Source organism: Alphaproteobacteria bacterium, assembly GCA_023898725.1.
In the GTDB taxonomy this organism is placed as follows: Bacteria; Pseudomonadota; Alphaproteobacteria; order JAUHZC01; family JAUHZC01.
Window position 1 is genome coordinate 400,545 of the sequence record CP060236.1, and the last position, 20,138, is coordinate 420,682.

General features: G+C 44.5%; 16 protein-coding genes. 4 read left to right on the forward strand and 12 right to left on the reverse strand.

What is annotated here, in order from left to right; all coding sequences use genetic code 11:
* Window positions 1-39 precede the first annotated feature (39 nt).
* From H6849_01785 to H6849_01800, 4 genes are all read left to right on the forward strand, one after another.
* Entirely contained in the window at window positions 40-903 is an 864-nt protein-coding gene (locus H6849_01785) for a peptidyl-prolyl cis-trans isomerase (protein ID USO01754.1), read from the forward strand.
* Between the two features lie 191 nt (window positions 904-1,094).
* Entirely contained in the window at window positions 1,095-2,345 is a 1,251-nt protein-coding gene (locus H6849_01790; GenBank protein USO01755.1) for an MFS transporter, read from the forward strand.
* Between the two features lie 108 nt (window positions 2,346-2,453).
* Entirely contained in the window at window positions 2,454-2,978 is a 525-nt protein-coding gene (locus H6849_01795) for a hypothetical protein (GenBank protein ID USO01756.1), read from the forward strand.
* 1 nt (window position 2,979) lies between these two features.
* Window positions 2,980-3,591, forward strand: a complete 612-nt coding sequence (locus tag H6849_01800) for a hypothetical protein (GenBank protein ID USO01757.1) — start codon at window positions 2,980-2,982, stop codon at window positions 3,589-3,591.
* 69 nt (window positions 3,592-3,660) lie between these two features.
* Here H6849_01800 and miaA read toward each other — a convergent pair whose 3' ends face one another.
* The 12 genes from miaA to H6849_01860 form a co-directional block, all read right to left on the reverse strand.
* Window positions 3,661-4,563: a tRNA (adenosine(37)-N6)-dimethylallyltransferase MiaA gene (gene miaA, locus H6849_01805; GenBank protein USO01758.1), complete on the reverse strand. Its 903-nt coding sequence runs from the start codon at window positions 4,561-4,563 to the stop codon at window positions 3,661-3,663.
* 5 nt (window positions 4,564-4,568) lie between these two features.
* Complete coding sequence (gene tssE / locus H6849_01810) at window positions 4,569-5,069, reverse strand: type VI secretion system baseplate subunit TssE (protein USO01759.1); 501 nt, start codon at window positions 5,067-5,069, stop codon at window positions 4,569-4,571.
* A gap of 111 nt (window positions 5,070-5,180) precedes the next feature.
* The gene (locus H6849_01815; GenBank protein ID USO01760.1) at window positions 5,181-9,716 is read right to left on the reverse strand and encodes a hypothetical protein; all 4,536 of its coding nucleotides are present in this window, start codon (window positions 9,714-9,716) and stop codon (window positions 5,181-5,183) included.
* A gap of 100 nt (window positions 9,717-9,816) precedes the next feature.
* Window positions 9,817-10,251, reverse strand: a complete 435-nt coding sequence (locus H6849_01820) for a tRNA methyltransferase (GenBank protein USO01901.1) — start codon at window positions 10,249-10,251, stop codon at window positions 9,817-9,819.
* 267 nt (window positions 10,252-10,518) lie between these two features.
* A complete protein-coding gene (locus tag H6849_01825) occupies window positions 10,519-12,471 on the reverse strand; it encodes a hypothetical protein (GenBank protein ID USO01761.1) in 1,953 nt (650 codons plus the stop codon).
* 290 nt (window positions 12,472-12,761) lie between these two features.
* On the reverse strand, window positions 12,762-14,699 hold the full coding sequence (locus tag H6849_01830; GenBank protein ID USO01762.1) for a hypothetical protein: 1,938 nt from the start codon (window positions 14,697-14,699) through the stop codon (window positions 12,762-12,764).
* A gap of 75 nt (window positions 14,700-14,774) precedes the next feature.
* Window positions 14,775-16,769, reverse strand: coding sequence for a response regulator (locus H6849_01835; protein USO01763.1), 1,995 nt, complete (start codon window positions 16,767-16,769; stop codon window positions 14,775-14,777).
* Between the two features lie 69 nt (window positions 16,770-16,838).
* Complete coding sequence (locus tag H6849_01840; GenBank protein USO01764.1) at window positions 16,839-17,774, reverse strand: mitochondrial fission ELM1 family protein; 936 nt, start codon at window positions 17,772-17,774, stop codon at window positions 16,839-16,841.
* A gap of 62 nt (window positions 17,775-17,836) precedes the next feature.
* Window positions 17,837-18,376 (reverse strand): hypothetical protein, encoded by a 540-nt coding sequence (locus tag H6849_01845; GenBank protein USO01765.1) that lies wholly within the window; start codon window positions 18,374-18,376, stop codon window positions 17,837-17,839.
* The gene (locus H6849_01850) at window positions 18,376-18,990 is read right to left on the reverse strand and encodes a hypothetical protein (protein USO01766.1); all 615 of its coding nucleotides are present in this window, start codon (window positions 18,988-18,990) and stop codon (window positions 18,376-18,378) included. The genes H6849_01845 and H6849_01850 overlap by 1 nt, the downstream gene beginning before the upstream one ends.
* A 117-nt stretch (window positions 18,991-19,107) precedes the next feature.
* Window positions 19,108-19,365: a hypothetical protein gene (locus H6849_01855; protein USO01767.1), complete on the reverse strand. Its 258-nt coding sequence runs from the start codon at window positions 19,363-19,365 to the stop codon at window positions 19,108-19,110.
* A 137-nt stretch (window positions 19,366-19,502) separates the two neighbouring features.
* Window positions 19,503-20,138 carry a M48 family metallopeptidase gene (locus H6849_01860; protein USO01768.1) on the reverse strand — a complete coding sequence of 212 codons (636 nt, stop codon included), beginning with the start codon at window positions 20,136-20,138 and terminating at the stop codon, window positions 19,503-19,505.

Genomic DNA, 20,138 nt, shown 5'->3' on the forward strand with positions numbered 1-20,138 from the left:
GTGATATTTTTAAAAGTGTTACGTCAAAAGGGTATACAAATGAAATCACGGTTTATTAATAGTCTCCTTGTTATGGCAATTGTTTCTATTACGCTCAGCACGCATGCACTAAACGCTACGCCTGAGATAACGGAAAACACACTTTTGGCAAGCATTGGTGAAAAAAAATTCACTGTTTCTGATCTGCAAAAAATGCTGCAAGCGCTTCCACCACAGATGCGGAACATGCCCGCTGAGCGACTGATTCCCCTTGTGATGCGTGCCTGGGTTCAAGAACAATTGTTTGTTGCTGAAGCCCGCAAGACAGGCATTAGAAAAAACGACCTCTATCTTGCGCGTGTTAAAAATGCCCGCATTCAAGCCCTCTTTGAAACGTACATGCAGGTCAAAACATCTGAACTCGTCACTGATGAAAAAATTAAAGCTGCTTACGATACCTACATCAAGGAGAACTTTGAGAATAAGAAACTCAAAGAACGGAAAATTCAGCATGCTCTTTTTACCTCCAAGGACAAGGCTGATGAGGCACTCAAACTTTACACGAGCAAGTCTCTTGATATGGACGAGATTGTAGCCAAATTCTCTAGTGATAAGTTGCAGAATGGTGTGCTTGGTTACATCAATGATTTGCATAAGGGCATTCCTGCCGAGTTTCGCAAAGAGGTTGAAAACATGAAAGAAAGTGAAATACGGGGACCCTTTAAAACACGAGCAGGGTGGCATCTCGTTAAATGTCTTGATGTGCGGGATCTGAAGAAACCAGAGCTTTCTGACATGACGAAGGGCCTGCAACAACAAGTGGCTGCTCAAGAAATTGAGAAGCATTACGAAGCGCTGAAAAAGGCCTACAACGTGAAGCTTGAGAAAGTTCCTGGCTTAACAGAACCAGCGAAAAAGCCATAGTCCCCCGCGTTAAAATTCAAAAAATCTTGTCTATCAATCTTTCGTTTTAGATGCGACTGAAAAATGGCAGAACGTTTTGTATAATAGCGGCTAAAAATCTGATCCAAGAACTTCCAAGCCTTTGCGCCATTGGTGTCCGCCATTTTTGGGGCAACGTTTACTGTACCAACAGAGTATCAAGGATTAACGCATTGAAAAATTGGGTATGCACGCTTTCTGTATACATGCGCCGTCGGGTTATTTGTGTGTTCCTCATGGGAATTACCAGTGGTATTCCTTTTTTACTTCTAACCTCCACTCTCAGTGCCTACCTTAAGGACAAGGGGATTCCCAACCATATCATTTGCTCTTTGACTGGCATTACCTTACCTTATGCGCTCAAATTCCTGTGGGCTCCCCTTCTTGATTGTTTTCGTGTGCCGTTTTTAACATCACTGTTGGGGCATCGGCGGGCATGGCTTTTCGTTGCGCAAATAGGCACAGCTGCAAGTATTATAAATCTCAGTTTTTATACCCAAGCAGATTTGTGGTTATTGGTTGTTGCAGGAAGCACTTTAAGTTTCCTGGCAGCCACCCAAGACATTGTATTTGAAGCTTTTCGCGTAGAGACTCTGCGCAAGGAAGAAGAAGCCTACGGAGCAGGAGCTGCTGTTATGGGGTTTCGCGTTGGTATGCTTATTTCAGGTGCATTTGCCTTGCTTATTGCCCATGAACATGGCTGGCAGGTCGCTTATCTTGTGATGGCGGCGTGTATGGTTTTGGGGGTCGTGGGCACATTGCTGGCTGATGAGCCTATAACCATCCCTCTTTCTTCTCAAAGCAATCCAAGTTTTATAGGGACTATTTTAGATTTCTCGCGCAAGCGACCATGGTTTATTGTTTTGTCCTTTATTTTTCTTTTTAAATTAGCTGATACAGTACTCAATACGGTTACTGTTATTTTTCTGAAAGACTTGGGTTTTTCAAATTTTGAGGTGGCCACTGTTGCAAAGACATTTGGAATTGTCTCCATGATTGTGGGGGGAGCTATGGGGGGTGTAATGCTTTATAAACTTCACCTGCGCCATACATTGATCGTGAGTTGTCTTTTACAGATCATTGCGTGTCTTGGGTACTTTGTACAGGCCAAGGTTGGACACGACATCACGCTTTTGTACGTAACAATGGGACTTGAAAACATTACGTGTGGGATATCTCAGACTGCCTTGATTGCTTACCTTTCTCGCTTGTGTTATCGCCCTCAAACAGCGGCACACTTTGCATTTCTCTCCTCGTTTTCATCTCTATCACGCATTTATCTTTCTACGTTTGCAGGATTTCTGGAGCAACACATGGGGTGGGCGACATTCCACTTATGGATTTCCCTTGCAACGGTTCCAGCACTTGTCATGGTTATGGTTTTAAAGAATCATTTTGAGACATTAACGCCGCCATCTCAATAAAATCTTACCCCTAAACAACGGCTATATAATACCACTCCCGTAATTGCTACGTTATGTGTTTATGGCGATTTTGCTCCTATCATTAATCAAGGGATACAAGGATGATATGTGAAAAAATATCATAGAGTACTTTTGGTTATTTTCAGTGTGATATCCTCATTGAGCTCTTGGGCAAGCACCCATGATGAAGGCACAGACTCCCCCTACGCCTGGGGATCCTCAGTCTCATCAACAGTCAGAATGACTCTTGAAGTTTATAATCTCACACCAAAACCCCTTCATGCGCTTCTTTTATCGGACGATGAATGTGCGATACATTTTGAAAAAAGCTGTGCGGACATGCTGTGTGAATCAGACCAAATTAAAGGTATTCACGGACTCTGGGTATTAGCTTGCCAGTCCTATCCTCCCGCGTTGAAAGAACTTTCATCCTACTTTAATGAGGGTTATTATACTTGTCCTATAAACCCAGATTTCTCTACGTTCCTTACACATCTTCATGAGATTGAGGTCATCCCCCTCCCCCATACAGAAAACACAGGAGAAACGGCTCACATGGCATCCAGAAACATGAGGGATTTCTGGGAAGGGCTATGTAATTGGGTGTTTTTATTCATAACTTCGGGAGAGTAACATGTTTCATAAACACGCGCGTGTTCTTGGGATAATCGCAATCGTATGCACAGGTTTAGGAGCAAGTGAGGATAAAGCCTCCTTATTTTCAGAAACAGAAAATCCCCCACATTGGGGGAGAGTTTGTCAACAGACCTCTGATTCCTATGACTCTATCCCATCCATTTTATGGGATTCGCGCCCCCAAACAGAAGACGAAACAGCTCACCGGATATCCCTTATTTTTACATGGAATTATGTAACAACTCCTGGTTCTATCCATCGTTTTGTGAATCCCTTGGATATCCCCAGATTCAAGGAGGAAGTTGGATTATCTCCCTCTATCGAAACCCTACGGATGTGGATAAAATCTCAAGACACACCCACTCACGATGCGTTTCTGAATCCCCTTGGAAAATTTGAAATCGTATTGAAAGCAGTCCGTGAGGGGCGTATTCGCATCCAAGAATCAACCGTATTTGTAATTTCAGAAAGGTATCCTCTCGGTATTCTTGAGCCTATTCAAGGAATGGATAGGGCAGCACTATCGTCAAGGAGCGTTTCAACTGTTGGTATACGCAATATTGACCTCACAAAAGACCTGGAAAGCTCTCCCTCTTCTGAAGAGTTGTAACTGTTAAAAAGAATTAGCCTCTCAATAAACAGTGTTTGCAAAAAGGACGAAAATCATCAAAATGCCCCCCTAGAAAAAACCATCAACAACCTTGGGGGCTGGCATCCGGTGATGGCGCAGCCATGTTGTTTGTCGTTTAATGTACTGATTGGTTTGATCGATACTGATGCGCATCATCTCTGTTTGTGTGATATCACCTTTTAAAAACTGCATAATAGGAACAACTCCAATAGCCCTCGCAAGTGTAGGAGAGAGCGTATCAAAGCTGTGCATATCCACCATCGCAGACACCTCGTCCACCCCTCCACGATCGAGTATGTTCTGAAAGCGTTGGGCCGCGCGGGCGCGCAATACGTCACGGGGTGGCAGGAGAATATGCGACTGAATGGCATAGGCATCCCCCATAATACGGGCGGATGAAACGTTCTGCCAATCGCTCAGAGATTTTCCCGTTGCAACGAATACACTCATAGCCCGCACCAGACGCTGTCTGTCATTATGATGCAAGCGCTTGGCGGTTACCGGATCACATTGCATCAATTGCTCACGGAAGGCCTCTCCCCCTATATCATGAAAAGTTTGCGTGCATTGCTCATTTGTTTCACGTGGAACATTAGGAATTTCAGAAAGTCCATGACAAAAACTATAAAGATAAAACCCCGTCCCCCCCACAAGAATGGGTGTTTGTTTGGGAGAGATTTGTAGGAGCTCCTCTTCTAAAGCATGCAACCATTGCCGCACATTATACGCATGTGTACACAACACATGGCCGTACATACGGTGGGGTGTTTCCCTCTTATCCTCCTCCGTGGGTTGGGCCGTCAGTAAAGGTAACCCAGCATATACCTGCAAACTATCCGCGTTAATAATAACTCCGTTACATTGCTTGGCGAGTGCCATCGCGTACGCAGACTTTCCACTAGCTGTAGGACCTGCAACGATGATCAATGAGGGACGATTTTTTTGTATCACAAGAGTCAGCTTGCTAGCGATTCATTCTTGGTAATTTCTACGTCAGAAATACTCACAGGAAAAGACCATTGTTCCCGAATATTGCCCGATACTAGCGTTCCGTCAATAATCACCGACAACCGCTGCTTCACACGATCAAATGCATTGATCTCAACCTTGATATCCTCCAGGCGCGGCTCGAAGCGAGCAATTGTCTGTGCAAGAAGGTGCTTGATATTAGCCTTGCCCTCCGTCGATGTTACGTCGTGATCACCAAAATAATGGGCACCATAAAAGAGAGTTGTTCCTGCAACACTTTCGTCTGGTTCATCCAGTTCCTGAAGACGTAAATGGCCAGGACGTGTATTGAGAAGCATCTCTATTTCATGATGCATTGATTCTTTTAATTGGTCCCGGTTGTAGCGACGCAAGGGAGTGGGCTCCTCGTCAGAACGAGGATTGTTATCCACTAATCGATCAAACAAGGGGACGGGGGCTTGAAGTGACTTTGGGATTTTCGTGGTCATGTATAACTCCGCTGATCTTCGTATCAGTATGAATATACCACAAATAATGCGCAATCACCTTAGGCTTGTGAGAAATATCTAAACCTACCTTCTTTGTTTTGCGATGGACTCTTATGATACAGAGGGCATACGTGCCTGTCTTAGGTAACGAGACACCCAACGGCGAATGACTTTAGACGCTTCTTGTTCTTTCCTGGTGCGTATTGTTTCCAAGGCCTCCTCTTCGTTGGCACCTGTTTGCAGCATTAGCAGTGTTATATTGAGATCATGAAGCTCCTTATCCGGCCTTTCACCTGCACCCCAATCAACTGGTTCATACTCTAAGGATGGCTCATCTCTCCATTTGTTGATATCCTCATGTCTAAGGTGATCATATCTGCACGCATCATCAAAAATAGGCTTGAACTCATCACTATTTATTGAACACAAAACCGTCTCAGCGGTTTTGTATGCTTCCTGACACCAATATCTAAAATTTGTAATTTGGGCACATAGCTTCTTGTGATTCGTATCTTGGCCACTTAATATTTGAAAACTTTTTCTCAGGATTTCTTCCGCCCCAATGTTATTGGCCAACAAACCCATCATCCCACAAAAAATACCAATCCTTGTACCAGAAATAGAAAGTGGCCACTTCTGTTCTAAAAAATCAGGATAATTTTTAGCCCACGTCCAATCCTTACTTTCCACAGCAAACCCTAAGAGCCTTTCCAGCGCATGCTCTGATTGTCCGCGCACAGCATTCTCATAGAGAATTCCTAAGGTATCTTGGTGAATCTTGTGCGGATCAATGTAATAAGAATTGTTCCGTGCGATGCTTTCAAAAATATCCGGGGTCACAACACGTAAAAAGCGATTTAACACATTCTCTTCAGCAAACAGAGTATCCCTATATAACCACTGGATTACCTCACCTTTATGTTGTGGAAAACTTTCTACCAGAAAATCTTTTTTAAAATACCCCTGGAGGGCTTCTGAGCACTCTACAACCATCCTCTCAAGGATTGGTAGGGGACAATCACCCCGTAGGGCCCACACGAATGTTCTTACTTGCGTGTTATGATCAACACCAGAAAGGCGACTTATGATCGCATCAAAATCCTTATGCTTTACTGCCTCATGCATGGCCTCCAATCCCTGTACCCATGGTCGCAATGCGTCAAGAATTTGTGGACTATCTTCACTAATTGGGCTTACACAGGGGAACTTTGTTAGTCGTAACGTATTGATGAGATCGAGAGAAGCCTCCATCATTTCTGCTGGTTGATGGTCGTGGTCATATTTTCTGGTGACTACCTCAATAAACCTCCTTAAAGACTTGCGTTCGGGCGGTTGAAAGGAGCGAAAGCTGAAATCTTTAAAAACGCCCGCGAAATAATCGAATAACCCAGCCTCACGTTGATTAAAAAAGGATGTATCACTGTCACGGTCTTTACTCAAAGTGTATAAAGGGAAGCCATTACAAACTCTAAAGGAAATATATTGAGGAACGAAATCATCGCGCGCTCCTGCAGATATTGCCTCCATAAAAGAGTGGTCCCGGAGAAGTTCTGGATTATCTAAGTTCAAAGAGTCACCGGAGCGTGGCGAAACCAAAAAATAGTAACCAAGTGGGTAACCATTTATATCAATTGTAGGATCAACGCCGAGGGCGAGAAACAATCTCGCCCATCCTGATGAGGGGTATGCCAGTAACAGTTCTGTCAACCGAAACTTCTCCCGTAAAGTAGGGTCTGCAAAATACCTACTTAAATCTATGTTCTCTCGCATAGCCTCGTCTACATCAGGAACCTTACCACCATAATCATCACCCTTTATAAGTTCGGGAAGACAATACAAAAAGGGCTCAACTGCATATTTTCCCCAAAACCGTAGCACACAACACGCTGTTGGAAAGTCCTCCATAAAATCTGAAGGATCTATAGCAGAACCACTATCGCAAAGATCCTCAGTATCTATGCTACGAAAAATCTCCTCCATCTGGGAAATCGAAGGAGACCCCTCACAGAAAACCCTATCTAGATAATTGGATATTTCATTTTTGTTCAGCATACTTCGCTCTGGATCTCTATGATACAAAGAGTAACCAGGAAACCACCTTTCAAGAATTGCTTGAGGAAGTCTTAAAGATTTCGTTGACAGTGCGAGATCAAAGTATTCCCGAGGATTTTCAGCAAGCATTTTTTCAAAATAGTCCCAGGAATTCACCAAATGCAAAAAATCCCCTGGCTCTCCACTCAAAATAACGCTTTTCAATGCAAATTCTGGGGTCTCACGTTTTGGGGATACCCCATAAACAATCTCAGTGGCCAAGCGCGCGAGCTTTAAAAGGCGTGGATCATCTTGTTGGACGCCCCGATCTTTTTTGTGCCCATGAAATGCTCCGGGTATCAAACCATGGCCAGAAGCCACTAAATCCACAAGAGTGTGGCGAACTGTTCTCTGCAAGTCACTATACAACTGGGCAAGTGCTTCGTGTGGGATTTCTTTTTTGCGATACAGGCGTGTTTCTGGATGCTCTCCCATGACACCAGGAAGCGGGTAAAACCAAGCTTCTGGCACTAAAGAAGTTTTCGTGAGCTGTAATTCTTTCCTAGAATGCGCAGAAGGCTCACTTCCAGAAGTTTGACCATTAGCTGTTGAATCAGTATAAAGATCAGCAAAGTGCTTTGCTATTTTTTGTGAATCACCGGGTAAGACATGTGCCGCATGCGCATATGATGTCACAATCTCTGGAGGAAGAACAACCTGAATAAGAACACCATTGGTATCAGAATCAGGACCGTATGCCCGCAAAAAAGGTGAACGCAAGGAATCATAGGAAACATCTACTCCCAGCAATCGCATGGCAAGGCTGCATATTCTCTCCGCGCTGGCCGCCAAAACACTATGCGCTTTCAAAAAATATTTAGGCGTTGAGGACGTTGATAGAGAAACGCCGGGGCCTGCTGGTAGCGCCCAATTCACACACAAGCGGGTTTCCACAAGCTGTGGGTCATAATCATGACACGTGCTAAAAATTTCTTGAATGGCCTCAACAGGCAGGCGTTCGGTGGAGTCTTCCTTTAACGCTCTCATCAAGGGTCCAAATGAGACGTTGTTACCACGTACGTGTGTTAGTTTCATACCCTCACGTCCATCCGGGCTGTATTCCTGGGATCCCTCAAGCATAGAAAAAATCATGGAAAAAACTGGATACAATTCACCGATATTACCTGATGCCCCATGGTAAAGGGATATTTGGCCTTGCTCCCAACACTTCTGTTCTGTGGTTATACGTCGCGCGAAAAATGCTATGTCTTCTACTTCATAATCCAACTCTCCGCGCATCTTAAAGAACAAAAGATAGTTTTTGATGTTTTCATGAAGATTTCCTTCGATAAAATGATGGTTCAGTGTTTTGCGCAAGAGTCGAATACTGGGGCACTCAGGACCAAGATCTGCTGGGACGATACACGTGGGGTGAACAGGATCAGACGAAGATAACATCCCTTCTTTTACGACTTCAGCAGATGAGAGGATAGGGGTGGCTCTCGAATGCGAAAAAGATGGTACGGCGATTTCTTCTGAAGATTCTGAGTGTGGCAGGGGGGCAGGCTTAACCCAAGCAAGGGCTTCTCGTTCTCGCTGAAAATTTCTCACCAAACGCATTTTATCCACAACAGTTGAGGCAAAGGATTTTTGCAATACCCGGTTACGTGAAAACGAATGTCCCATGTCCTCAAGCACACCTGTCCCCTTTTTTAGCCCAATAAGGCGCGAATCACCTTCCTGCCATGCCACATGGAATCCTCTAAGGGCTAATGTTTTGTAAGGGTTACCATCCTCATCCTTAGCAACATCAGGCTCGGCTAGTTCTTGGCGACGTATGGTACACACAGGATAAAGATTGTTTCCGGCACAAAAATGCATAAGATGAGCCCCAATCATTCGTTCAGCCAAAAGGTCACTCATCGATTCGAATAAAACCACGTTTTCTTTGTTCAACGGGTTGCTATCCCCGCTTACTGGGTCTGGGGATTCATCAACCCCCGCACTATCAAAAACAGCACTACCCGGAATAGATGCTTGGGCGCCACTACCAGTACTTCCCCCGCTACACACGAGGTTTTCCACATCTACCCACGCAAAGCGTCGATACTCTCGCTTATGTGAATCCTCAGCTTTGGCCACCAACCGAGCAATGTCTGAAGCAGACCGAAAAGGTACTTCCTTTATATATGTGGAAAAACTAGGAGATTCCCCAGTACGTATGAGTGTATGGCAAGGACTGTCGCACAAATCTTCACGATGAAAAGCATACATACCAGCCGTTTCTTCCGCACATTCATCCCTTGCGGTATCTAAAAGAGACGCATGCTTGTCCTGTTCAGCCCCACCACCCATCGTACACCACGCATCGCAATCATCCCGCAGGCCCATAAGCACAAGAGACCGTCCCTCATGGCGCGCAACAAGCATGACACCTGCTGCCGTATTTTCGCTCACCTGCAGGTAGCGTGCAGCGGGAATAGGGTAAGGGCCAAAAACTCTTTCATATTCTTCTATTCTGGCATCATTCACAGAATTGAGGGTTGCGTAAACAGGAAAGATTAACTGGAATACAAAAGAAAAAAGTGTGAGGTATGATGTGTACTTCTTAAACATTTATATATTTCTATAGTATTATTACATAACCTGTGTAACCTTTTTAACCCGTGAAATGCAAGACGAGTAAGAAATATTTTTTCACTCCTCTGGGTACTTTCTACAAGAGCGTATCATGTACAGAATGCTTATTCTCTTCGTCAAAATATCGGCCCTGACGGAGGGCCTCACTAATAACACAGGCGCCCGCAATCGCTACATTCAAAGAGCGTGCATGCGCAACCATAGGAATCTTTACTGCAAGAGGTGTTTGCTCCGTGACAGCTCTCGAAAACCCACAACTCTCGCGGCCAAGCAATAAAATATCATCAGGGAAAAACACAAAGTCCAGAAAAGATGTTTCAGCCTCCGGGCTGATACGGACCATGCGCCTTCCTTCATGGATACTTCTAAAGTGTTCCCAGCTATCATATCTGCTTACCGAAGCCATATCCATATAATCCATTCCGGCCCGTAATAAATTCCTATCGCGCCACACAAAACCACACGGTTCAACCACATGCAGATGCGTGCCAAAGCACGCCGATAGGCGCATCAATGTTCCTGTGTTTTGGGGAATTTCGGGTTCAATAAGAGCAAGGCTTGGTTTTATTGACGGTTTTTTCACACGATTGATCCTTATTGGTGGGCGTATTCCACCGTACAGCCTTGTTGGCTCAAATCAAGAACGTGATGAAGGAACATGCACAAAATATATAATCACCCTTGTTGTGTAAACAAAGAATGCTTGGATTAAGGTTTTTCCATGGCTTGTGTTTCTATGATGGGGTGCTTCTGGTGGCCTCTTGCAAAACCTCTGATCTTATTCACCACCACCAGAACCCGTTGCAGCCAACTCACCATCGATATCATCCACAACAAGATGGTCTAACAAGACACGATAAGCGCTTCGTGTGCTGCGCGCATCCTGCGATATCATACCCGAATGCAGATGAAGCGTCAGTGGATACGGAAGGTTCGGATGCCGAACACGCACACGCGATCCTTCCATTTCCCCAAGAACAAAACTATCCGGAAAAATTCTCTGTAAAGCCTCAAGACCCTGACGAATAGCAAAGCCATTGATCATAGAACCACCAGGCGTATTCAACAGATCAGCAAAACGACGCAGCCCATTATTAGCACCGAGATTACTCAACAAAACACGCGCAACAGGAAGCTCTTGTGAACGAAATACTCCAGGAGAAACGCTGGCTGCTTCAGCCCTATCATCAACACTAACGGCTTGACTAGCGGCTTGCGGAGCCGATGCGCTTGAATCACCAGAACGTAACACCTGGCGGCGATGAGAAAGAGCCTGATTCACAGCATGAATGATTCCCCATTGGCGCTCATTTTCAGCGTCAGCCGCATCGCGCTCTTTCTGTAGACGTGCTTCTTCTTCAAGAAGTTTCGCCTGATTTTGTGCCGCAACAGAAGGCTCCGCGGATGCAAGTGGTGCACGTGCAACAGCTATCTCTGGGCGTTGAGGAGCCGCTGATCGCTTTTTGTTAGATCCTTTTTTCCGACGACCTTTGGTCTTAGAAGGAGACGCCGCTGCCGCTTCTGGCTTTGATCCCCCACCAGCACCAACCCCAGAACCAACATCCGCAGGTTCGCCACGCAGAATACGACGTGCACGCGCAACAGCTTCCTTGGAAGGACGACGCGCTTGAAGAGATGCATTAATGCTTTCCTGAACCAAAAGCTCACCCTCTAAATAGGGTCCATTAATTTTTTCTATGGTTGCTAAAACTCCTTCAAACACTTTTTTTCGTTTTTTGGATGCAAACACCCAGTCAACCATCACAGTGTCCCACGCCTCAATCTTTGGTTCCGGCAAATGTTGCTGGCTCGGCGGACCATTCAACCTGTCTGAGGCAATTCTATGGGTCCCATATCGCCATAAAGCCGCCGCTTCTAGCTCAGGGGTTATCTGGAGATGGGGAAGGGCCCTTCCAGACTCATCCTTGCCTATAATTGTGAATTCACAAGGACTAGGAATCCTATTTGTTTTTCCTTGCATATAATCAGAGAATGCCTTGTTCGCGGCTAGGTGTTCATTAAGAGAGGCACGCATGGCGTTCTTTGCACTGAAAAAGCCCAAAGACTCTGTACGGGAAGGCCTCTGGCCTGAAAGGTTGACATGGGTACCCAGGAGAACAAGCAAACTTTTCTTACAATCACGCGGACTCATGTAGGCATAGAATGTTCGCAATAAAAGAAAGTGGGGGAGCTCTGTATAGTATTCGACCTCCCTAAGGAGCTTCACATCCGTATTCATAAGCAGTGATTCTAAAAGTATAACCTGAGGATTGTATGCCGAAAAACGACCGCCTATAGTGTGTATTTTGTGATATTTAAAAGCATGTGAGTACAAAAACCTGCTTATTTTTTGTGCAAAAAGGCGAGGGGCAATACTACGCTTCTTATCTTCTGTCAAACGTTGAAAACTATTATACTCGTGGAAATGAGAATCAACTACAGTCACATTATTCAACCAATTTGAAGCATGCTCAGCTAGATCCCCCAGCATACCGTGATTCAACCGCTCTCCATACGCAGCTTCAGCCAGCTTCTGTTTTCCCTCCCCAAAAAAATCAGATGCAGCCTTAATAGCAATTGCTCTACCTCCCATAAAAGCAATGGTTTCACGCATTGCTGAGCGAATTTCATCTGGATTTGTGCCAATACCCTCTTGTTCATCACGGCTGCTTGAAGCACATATATGAAAGGCCGTAAAAAAGATGATAAAAAAGAACTTTATGCTGCGCATTGTACGTCTATCATATTATTGTTTGTATTCATATATTATAAGTATTAATATAAGTCAATACATGTCATAAATAAATTATGACTGAATATCTGGTCGAAAGTTAGCAATAACTTTGTGATCAACAGGCGTACGCTGAATTACAGCCATCACCTCCTTCACCTTTGCCGCACGATCATGCAAAGTAAATGGCTTTGGCAAAAAGTGGCCGAAAACTTTCGGATTAAGGTTTTTCCATGGCTTGTGTTTCTATGATGGGGTTCCTCTAGTGGCCTCTTGCAAAACCTCTGATCTTATTCACCACCACCAGAACCCGTTGCAACCAACTCACCATCGATATCATCCACAACAAGATGGTCTAACAAGACACGATAAGCGCTTCGTGTGCTGCGCGCATCCTGCGATATCATACCCGAATGCAGATGAAGCGTCAGTGGATACGGAAGGTTCGGATGCCGAACACGCACACGCGATCCTTCCATTTCCCCAAGAACAAAACTATCCGGAAAAATTCTCTGTAAAGCCTCAAGACCCTGACGAATAGCAAAGCCATTGATCATAGAACCACCAGGCGTATTCAACAGATCAGCAAAACGACGCAGCCCATTATTAGCACCGAGATTACTCAACAAAACACGCGCAACAGGAAGCTCTTGTGAACGAAATACTCCAGGAGAAACGCTGGCTGCTTCAGCCCTATCATCAACACTAACGGCTTGACTAGCGGCTTGCGGAGCCGATGCGCTTGAATCACCAGAACGTAACACCTGGCGGCGATGAGAAAGAGCCTGATTCACAGCATGAATGATTCCCCATTGGCGCTCATTTTCAGCGTCAGCCGCATCGCGCTCTTTCTGTAGACGTGCTTCTTCTTCAAGAAGTTTCGCCTGATTTTGTGCCGCAACAGAAGGCTCCGCGGATGCAAGTGGTGCACGTGCAACAGCTATCTCTGGGCGTTGAGGAGCCGCTGATCGCTTTTTGTTAGATCCTTTTTTCCGACGACCTTTGGTCTTAGAAGGAGACGCCGCTGCCGCTTCTGGCTTTGATCCCCCACCAGCACCAACCCCAGAACCAACATCCGCAGGTTCGCCACGCAGAATACGACGTGCACGCGCAACAGCTTCCTTGGAAGGACGACGCGCTTGAAAAGATGCATTAACAAGCTTATTTGTCGCGATACCCATAGGCGAATGGTTACCATTCCTTTCCACACTTACTAAAGCTTCTTTAAATGCTTTTTTTCGCTTTGTTGATGCCTGCACCCAATCAGCCATCACAGTTCCCCACGCCGAGTAAGCCAACTTGTCTGTGGCGGGAAGTTTTGAATATCCAGATATCCATAAAATAGCCGCCTCTAGCTCAGGGGTTATCTGGAGATGGGGAAGCGCCCTTCCAGACTCATCCTTGCCTATAATTGTGAATTCACGAGGACCAGGAATCCTATTTGTTTTTCCTTGAATATAATCAGAGAATGCCTTGTTCGCGGCTAGATGTTCATTGAGAGAGACACGCATGGCGTTCTGTACGCTGAGAACAGTCGCAGATCTTACATGGGAGGGCATCACGAGGGAATCTGAGGGGGTTGCAAACTCTATTGACACTGTTTCACCCAAGGGAAAATTCATGTTTTGTCTACAGTCACGCGGACTCATGTAGGCATAGTATGATCGCAAAAAAAGGTATGATCGGAGATCTGCATAATAGATTGAGTCTTTATCGATTTGCAACTCCCTCTTCATAATAAACGATTCTAAAGAAATAAGCTCAGGATATGTTGGCAGAAACCTCCGGTTTCTATTATACAGATTATGGTATTGCGAAGCTTTGCGGTAAAAATAACCTACCATTTGCCGCGCAAAAAGACCAGGAGCGTTGATACGCTTATCATCTTCTGTCAAACGTTGAAAACTATTATAATTCTCCAAATTAAGAGCAACTTCCCTCACATGACTCGACCAGAGTGAAGCTTGGTGGGATAGCGTATCCACCATATCATGATTCAACTGCTGTCCATACGCAGCCTCAGCCAGCTCCAGTTCTCCGTCTCGAAGAAAATCGGCTGCAGCCCTAACAGCGACGACTCTACCTTCGATAAAAGCAATGGTTTCACGAATTGCTGAGCGAATTTCATCTGGATTTGTGCCAATACCCTCTTGTTCATCACGGCTGCTTGAAGCACATATATGAAAGGCCGTAAAAAAGATGATAAAAAAGAACTTTATGCTGCTCATTGTATATCCATCATATTATTGTTTGTATTTATATATTGTCAGTATTAACATAAGTCAATACATGTCATAAATAAATTATGACTGAATATCTGGTCGAAAGTTAGCAATAACTTTGTTATCAACAGGTGTACGCTGAATTACAGCCATCACCTCCTTCACCTTTGCCGCAAGATCATGCAAACTAAATGGCTTTGGCAAAAAGTGGATGGATTCATCGTGACTCAATTGATCCCGAAATGATGTTTCTGCATAACCCGATATAAAAATAATCGCTGCCTTAGGGCTTATTTCTTGAATTTCCTTTGCAAGGCTTGGGCCATCCATATTAGGCATTACAACATCAGTAACAATAATATCAAACGGTTGGTCAAGAGTAACAGCATTTTTAAAAATATTGATGCCCTCCCGCCCATCCTGAGCCTCGACAACATCATAGCCTTTGTCTCGCAAGGCCCGCGTAGCAAACAAGCGCACGGCTTTTTCATCCTCCACCAACAAGATACGCCCAGAGCCGCTCAAGCTTTTTTGGCGGTCTTCTATTTCTTCAGTTTTTCGGCTTATATTTACTGCCTTATTGGGAATAAATCGTGGAAGAAATACTTTAAAGGTTGTACCTATATTGACTTCCGTTTCAACCCCAATAAATCCATCCATTTGCTTCACAATACCATAAACCGTTGAAAGCCCAAGCCCTGTCCCGGCACCACTTTCTTTTGTTGAGAAAAAAGGATCAAAGATACGCGAAAGATTCTCTTCATCAATGCCAGTTCCTGTATCTGTAACCTCAAGGACTACATACGAGCCTTGGGGGATTGCTTCGGTGCCAATAATTGTGCGGCGATTAAATATTTTGTTATAGGTTTTAATTTGTATCAATCCCCCCTTAGGCATGGCGTCGCGAGCATTAACAACCATATTAATAACTACCTGCTCAAAGTAACCATGGTCTATTTTCACGAGGCCCAGACCTTGCCCGTGATGGACTTTTAAGTCATTTGATGTTCCAATCAATCGTTGCAAAAGAGCTGTTAACTCTGAGAGAGTCTCCCCCAGATCAATCACCTTTGGTTGAAGCGTTTGCTGCCGAGAAAAGGCCAGAAGCTGCCTCACGAGATTCGCCGCACGATCCGTGTTTTGCTTAATCTGCATAATATCTGTGAAGGATTGATCACCAGGAGAATGCCGACTCAACAAAAGATCGCAAAAACCCGCCATCGCCGTGAGCAAATTATTGAAGTCATGAGCAATACCACCCGCCAACTGCCCCATCGCATGCAATTTCTGGGACTGCAATAAACGCAACTGTAGATTTTTTTGCTCTGATTGATCAAAAATATGTAGGCTGATATTATCGGTTGGTAAGCGCTGGATATACCCAGAAACAGGGCTCGCGCGGTTAGCAAAAAGGATGTCTATTTCCTTACGGTCATAAGATTTTTGCCAAAATCCATTAAGCGTAGACTCAAATTCAGACGTTTCCTCTTCAGCCAACAGAGAGGCAAAAGAAACATTGCGCGCAAGTCCTTCACCCGCAAGAGACTCAAATGAAGGGTTCCATGTTTTTACATTTCCCTGAGAGTCCATAATTAAAATAGCCGTCAATGCGCGATCAAACAAAAGCTTAATAACCTCTTGCTCAGCAGGTGTGCGCTGATTGCTATTTAATGAGCGCTCTTCATATGTCATGGCATACAAACTACCATAACCAGTGATTGGCTGAATACGCAGACGCACCCACGCATCATCTGGATCTTTGGAAAAATCTTCGATTGTTACCTTTTCGCTGTATGCCGTTTTCAAAAATGCATAGAAACGCTCACGTTCCAAAGAGTTGAGCTCTTCCCCGATATCTTTCATTGTTCGAGGGGCACCTTCTGGAAACAGGGCCTCAAAGGCCTTGTTGATGGTTATTATTTCTCCTTGAGAGTTCACAAGAGCTTGAGGAAGCGGGGATAAATTTAACAGGTGGTTGATGTAGCGCGGCGCCTTATGGTGGGGCCAGTAGAGGTGATAATACAGTGTACTTGCACATATACCAGCCAACACCGCTCCCGCAAAAAACAGTATCATTCTCGCCCCTCCCTGAATGGTCCAAATTACCATATTTGGGTGAATGTCACTAGCCAATTCAGAGACTACCTAGGCAATCATACCCCGCGCCTTCAAAGAATCAAGAACTACTTGAAGAGAGTTCAGAGGTTTAGAGAAGGGGACCATACGCACATCACCCGCAAACCAATGAGCATATCCTTTGTCGATAATGTCATGATAGAAATGATCAAATTTTCTTTTTTTCCCCTCTAAGGAAAGAAGGTATAAAGCCTTACCCATCAAAGCTGCCTCCGATACCATCGAGATTGAATCTTGAGAAATCAGAAAAATATCAGCAACATTCAACAAAAATGGATAAGGATTAGGGGGTGTTTCATCCCACACCCAGGCACCCCACTTCTGGCTTTCACAGATGATTTTCTCACGAATATCGGGAGTAGTGCGCCGTGAAAACGAAATCAGAACATTCATCGGAGTGGCGGCTAGCTGTTTGCTCATGCACGCGCACCAGAATGAGACTGTCTGCGCTGTAAAAGTGTAGGACGATGTGTTTCCCCCAATCAACATCACCACTGTTGGTAATTTTGGATTGATGTGGTTTTTATAGGCACTCTCTACCTCTTTTGAGGGCTGCACACGCATGGCTAAGGCACCCGGAACAGAAATACAATTATCTCCCTTTAATCCGTCATGCGTCGGAATAATAAGCGCATCAAAAGAATCCCGATACCACCAGCCAGGATCCATAATATGGAAAAACAAGGGAGTATGGGGGGATAATATTTTTTTCATTGCCACCGCAACCGGGGCAGAGCGCCGCCCCGCGCTAATAATATAATCCCAGGGGAAACCACACAGCCGCTTTGTGACAATTTTTTCTGCAAGAAAGCGTCCCCATATCCAGGAAAATGGCGAAGTGACCTCCTGGAAAGTGATCGCACAACCAAGGCCAAGGGCGAGAACTTCCGCCTGCTTGCGCGTACCAACCTTACCTGCATCACAGATGAGAAGAGCACGTTTCATTACAGATAACTTTTATTTGTTCTTAGGATCAACCTACATGACACATGATCAAAAGAAAAGCTTTACACTTCCTGATCATCCTCCTGATCATCATTGGTGCCTTCATCATCCCCACCTTCATCGTTGCCGGGCTCTTGGGTGTCATCCTCCTGATCATCATCGGTGCCTTCATCATGGTCATCTTCATCGTTGCCGGGCTCTTGGGTGTCATCCTCCTGATCATCCCCCTGATCATCATTGGTGCCTTCATCATCGCCATCTTCATCGTTGCTGGGCTCTTGGGTGTCATCTTTAGGAACAGTTTTTTGCGAAAACTCGCGAAGAGTAGGTTGATGCACAGTTGACGGGATCGCCTTTCTTGTATTCTCCTTTAGACCACTATCACCCCTGGGTTTATCTTCACATGGTGTACACAGTGGGGGGGGCGGACAGACTTTCTTTGCATAAAGAGTTTTTGTTTCTGATTGAGAAAGGTGCACTTGTGCACCACTTTTTTTATGAGGCCTTAATTCTTCAAGTTTATCAAATGTATACTCAAAAAAACCCTCCACAGGATTTAAAAGACTGCTGAACAAAAAGACGCTCAGTAGAAAAAAGCGCATTACTCAAACCTAACCGCATGAACATCATTGCCACCAATGGCGGTGAAAGCAGCAGAAACACCAAATCTACATACATTTTTGTTTTGCAATCCCGCCAATGTTTTTTGTGTATCTGGCCTTAACTCCAATTGACGAGGATATTGCTCTTTTGGATCAAAGATTAAATAGCCATAAACAACCATTCCATCCCTAAGATTCACCGGAAGGATCTTGCGTCCTGCTCTATCAACGACTGCATCAAAGCTCACACATATCCCACCCGCATCTTTCATAAATGGATGTGGCCCTACTTTCGTAACCACACCCAAAGAGCCATGAGTCTCTCCTGGTTTCATGATGAGTCTTGCCGCAAATTCTGTGTCATACAAGACTCGTTCGGAGGTTTCATCTGGTTGTTTTTCTCCTTGAATTACCTGCGTCGAAGGCATTGAGGATTTTTCGGGTGAATGATTAGAAAGTCCCAAAAAACCCAATAACTTATTTCCGGCTGCTTCTTGCAGTCTTTCTTGGGATTTTTGATCAATAACATTGGATAAAAAACTACCATTATTTGTACTTGCTGATAGATTCATCAAAAAAAGGGTCGCCATAAGAAAGTGGGGGATTTTTTTCATTGGTAGATATACTTCTCTCAAATAATCACTATGATTGTATTCTACCTAGGTTAATAATTTATCTATAAAAAAAGCCCCATATAATGGGGCTTCGCAAATAGCTAAAAAACGATCGATTTACTCGTCATCTTCGTCGTCTTCATCATCTGCATCTTTATCTTTTGCATCAGAAGCCGGCGCCGGCGTTGTCAAATCCGCGGCAGCAGCAGCTTTTTCTTCACCCTTATTATCATCAGAACCCTTACTATCATCAGCTTGTGATGCAAGAGCTGCAGCTTCTGTTTTTTCGGTATCTTGTGCACCTGGCTGAGGTTTGCTGTCACCACATCCCCCAAGAAAAGCCATCACTGTACCTAATAACGCCCAATTTTTCATACGAAAACCTTTTTATATTGAAAACCAGATGAATACTAGCATAGTTCATACCGCCCCACAAGGGCCTCACATGGTCTCATTGGGGGAATACTTTTCATAAAAAAATCTCAAAAACCCCCATATACTTTACTTTATTGTCACACACGCCTCATGAATAACTGGCGCCAAAAACTCCCTTGATACATAGCATCAATCCAGTGGGGGTTAACTTTTTTCATGTGTGTCCGTAATGTACGATATTCTGGGCAGTGGTGGGCAACAAGCTTCCAAAAATCGGGGCTGTGATCCATGTGCACAAGATGACACAGCTCATGAATCATGACATAGGTGCGCAAGCGATCATCCACACGAATAAGCTGCCAATTGAGATTAATATTTTTTTGCGACGAACAACTCCCCCAGCGGGTTTTTGTCTGACGTATAGTCAGCCGATTAAAAGGGAGGTTCACTTGCTGCGAAAGAGTGCGAATTTCATGCGGTAACGTTTTTTCTGCTTCTCGACGCATAAACGCAATAAATGCATCCTGAATTTGGTGATAGTTCTCTCGTTTATATAAAATAGTGAAACCATCCTCGCCATAGAGAACAACGGGTTTCACATGGGCAAGGGTAGATACCGCAAGAGAAACTACGTGCACAACCCCCTTAAATACCACTGTGTCCCCTGAGTTTTTAACGGGATTATTTATGTGCGATAAATATTCCAAATTTTTTGTGATCCATTGAACATTGCTGACATATTCATTATATAAATAGAATAAATAGTGAAGCAA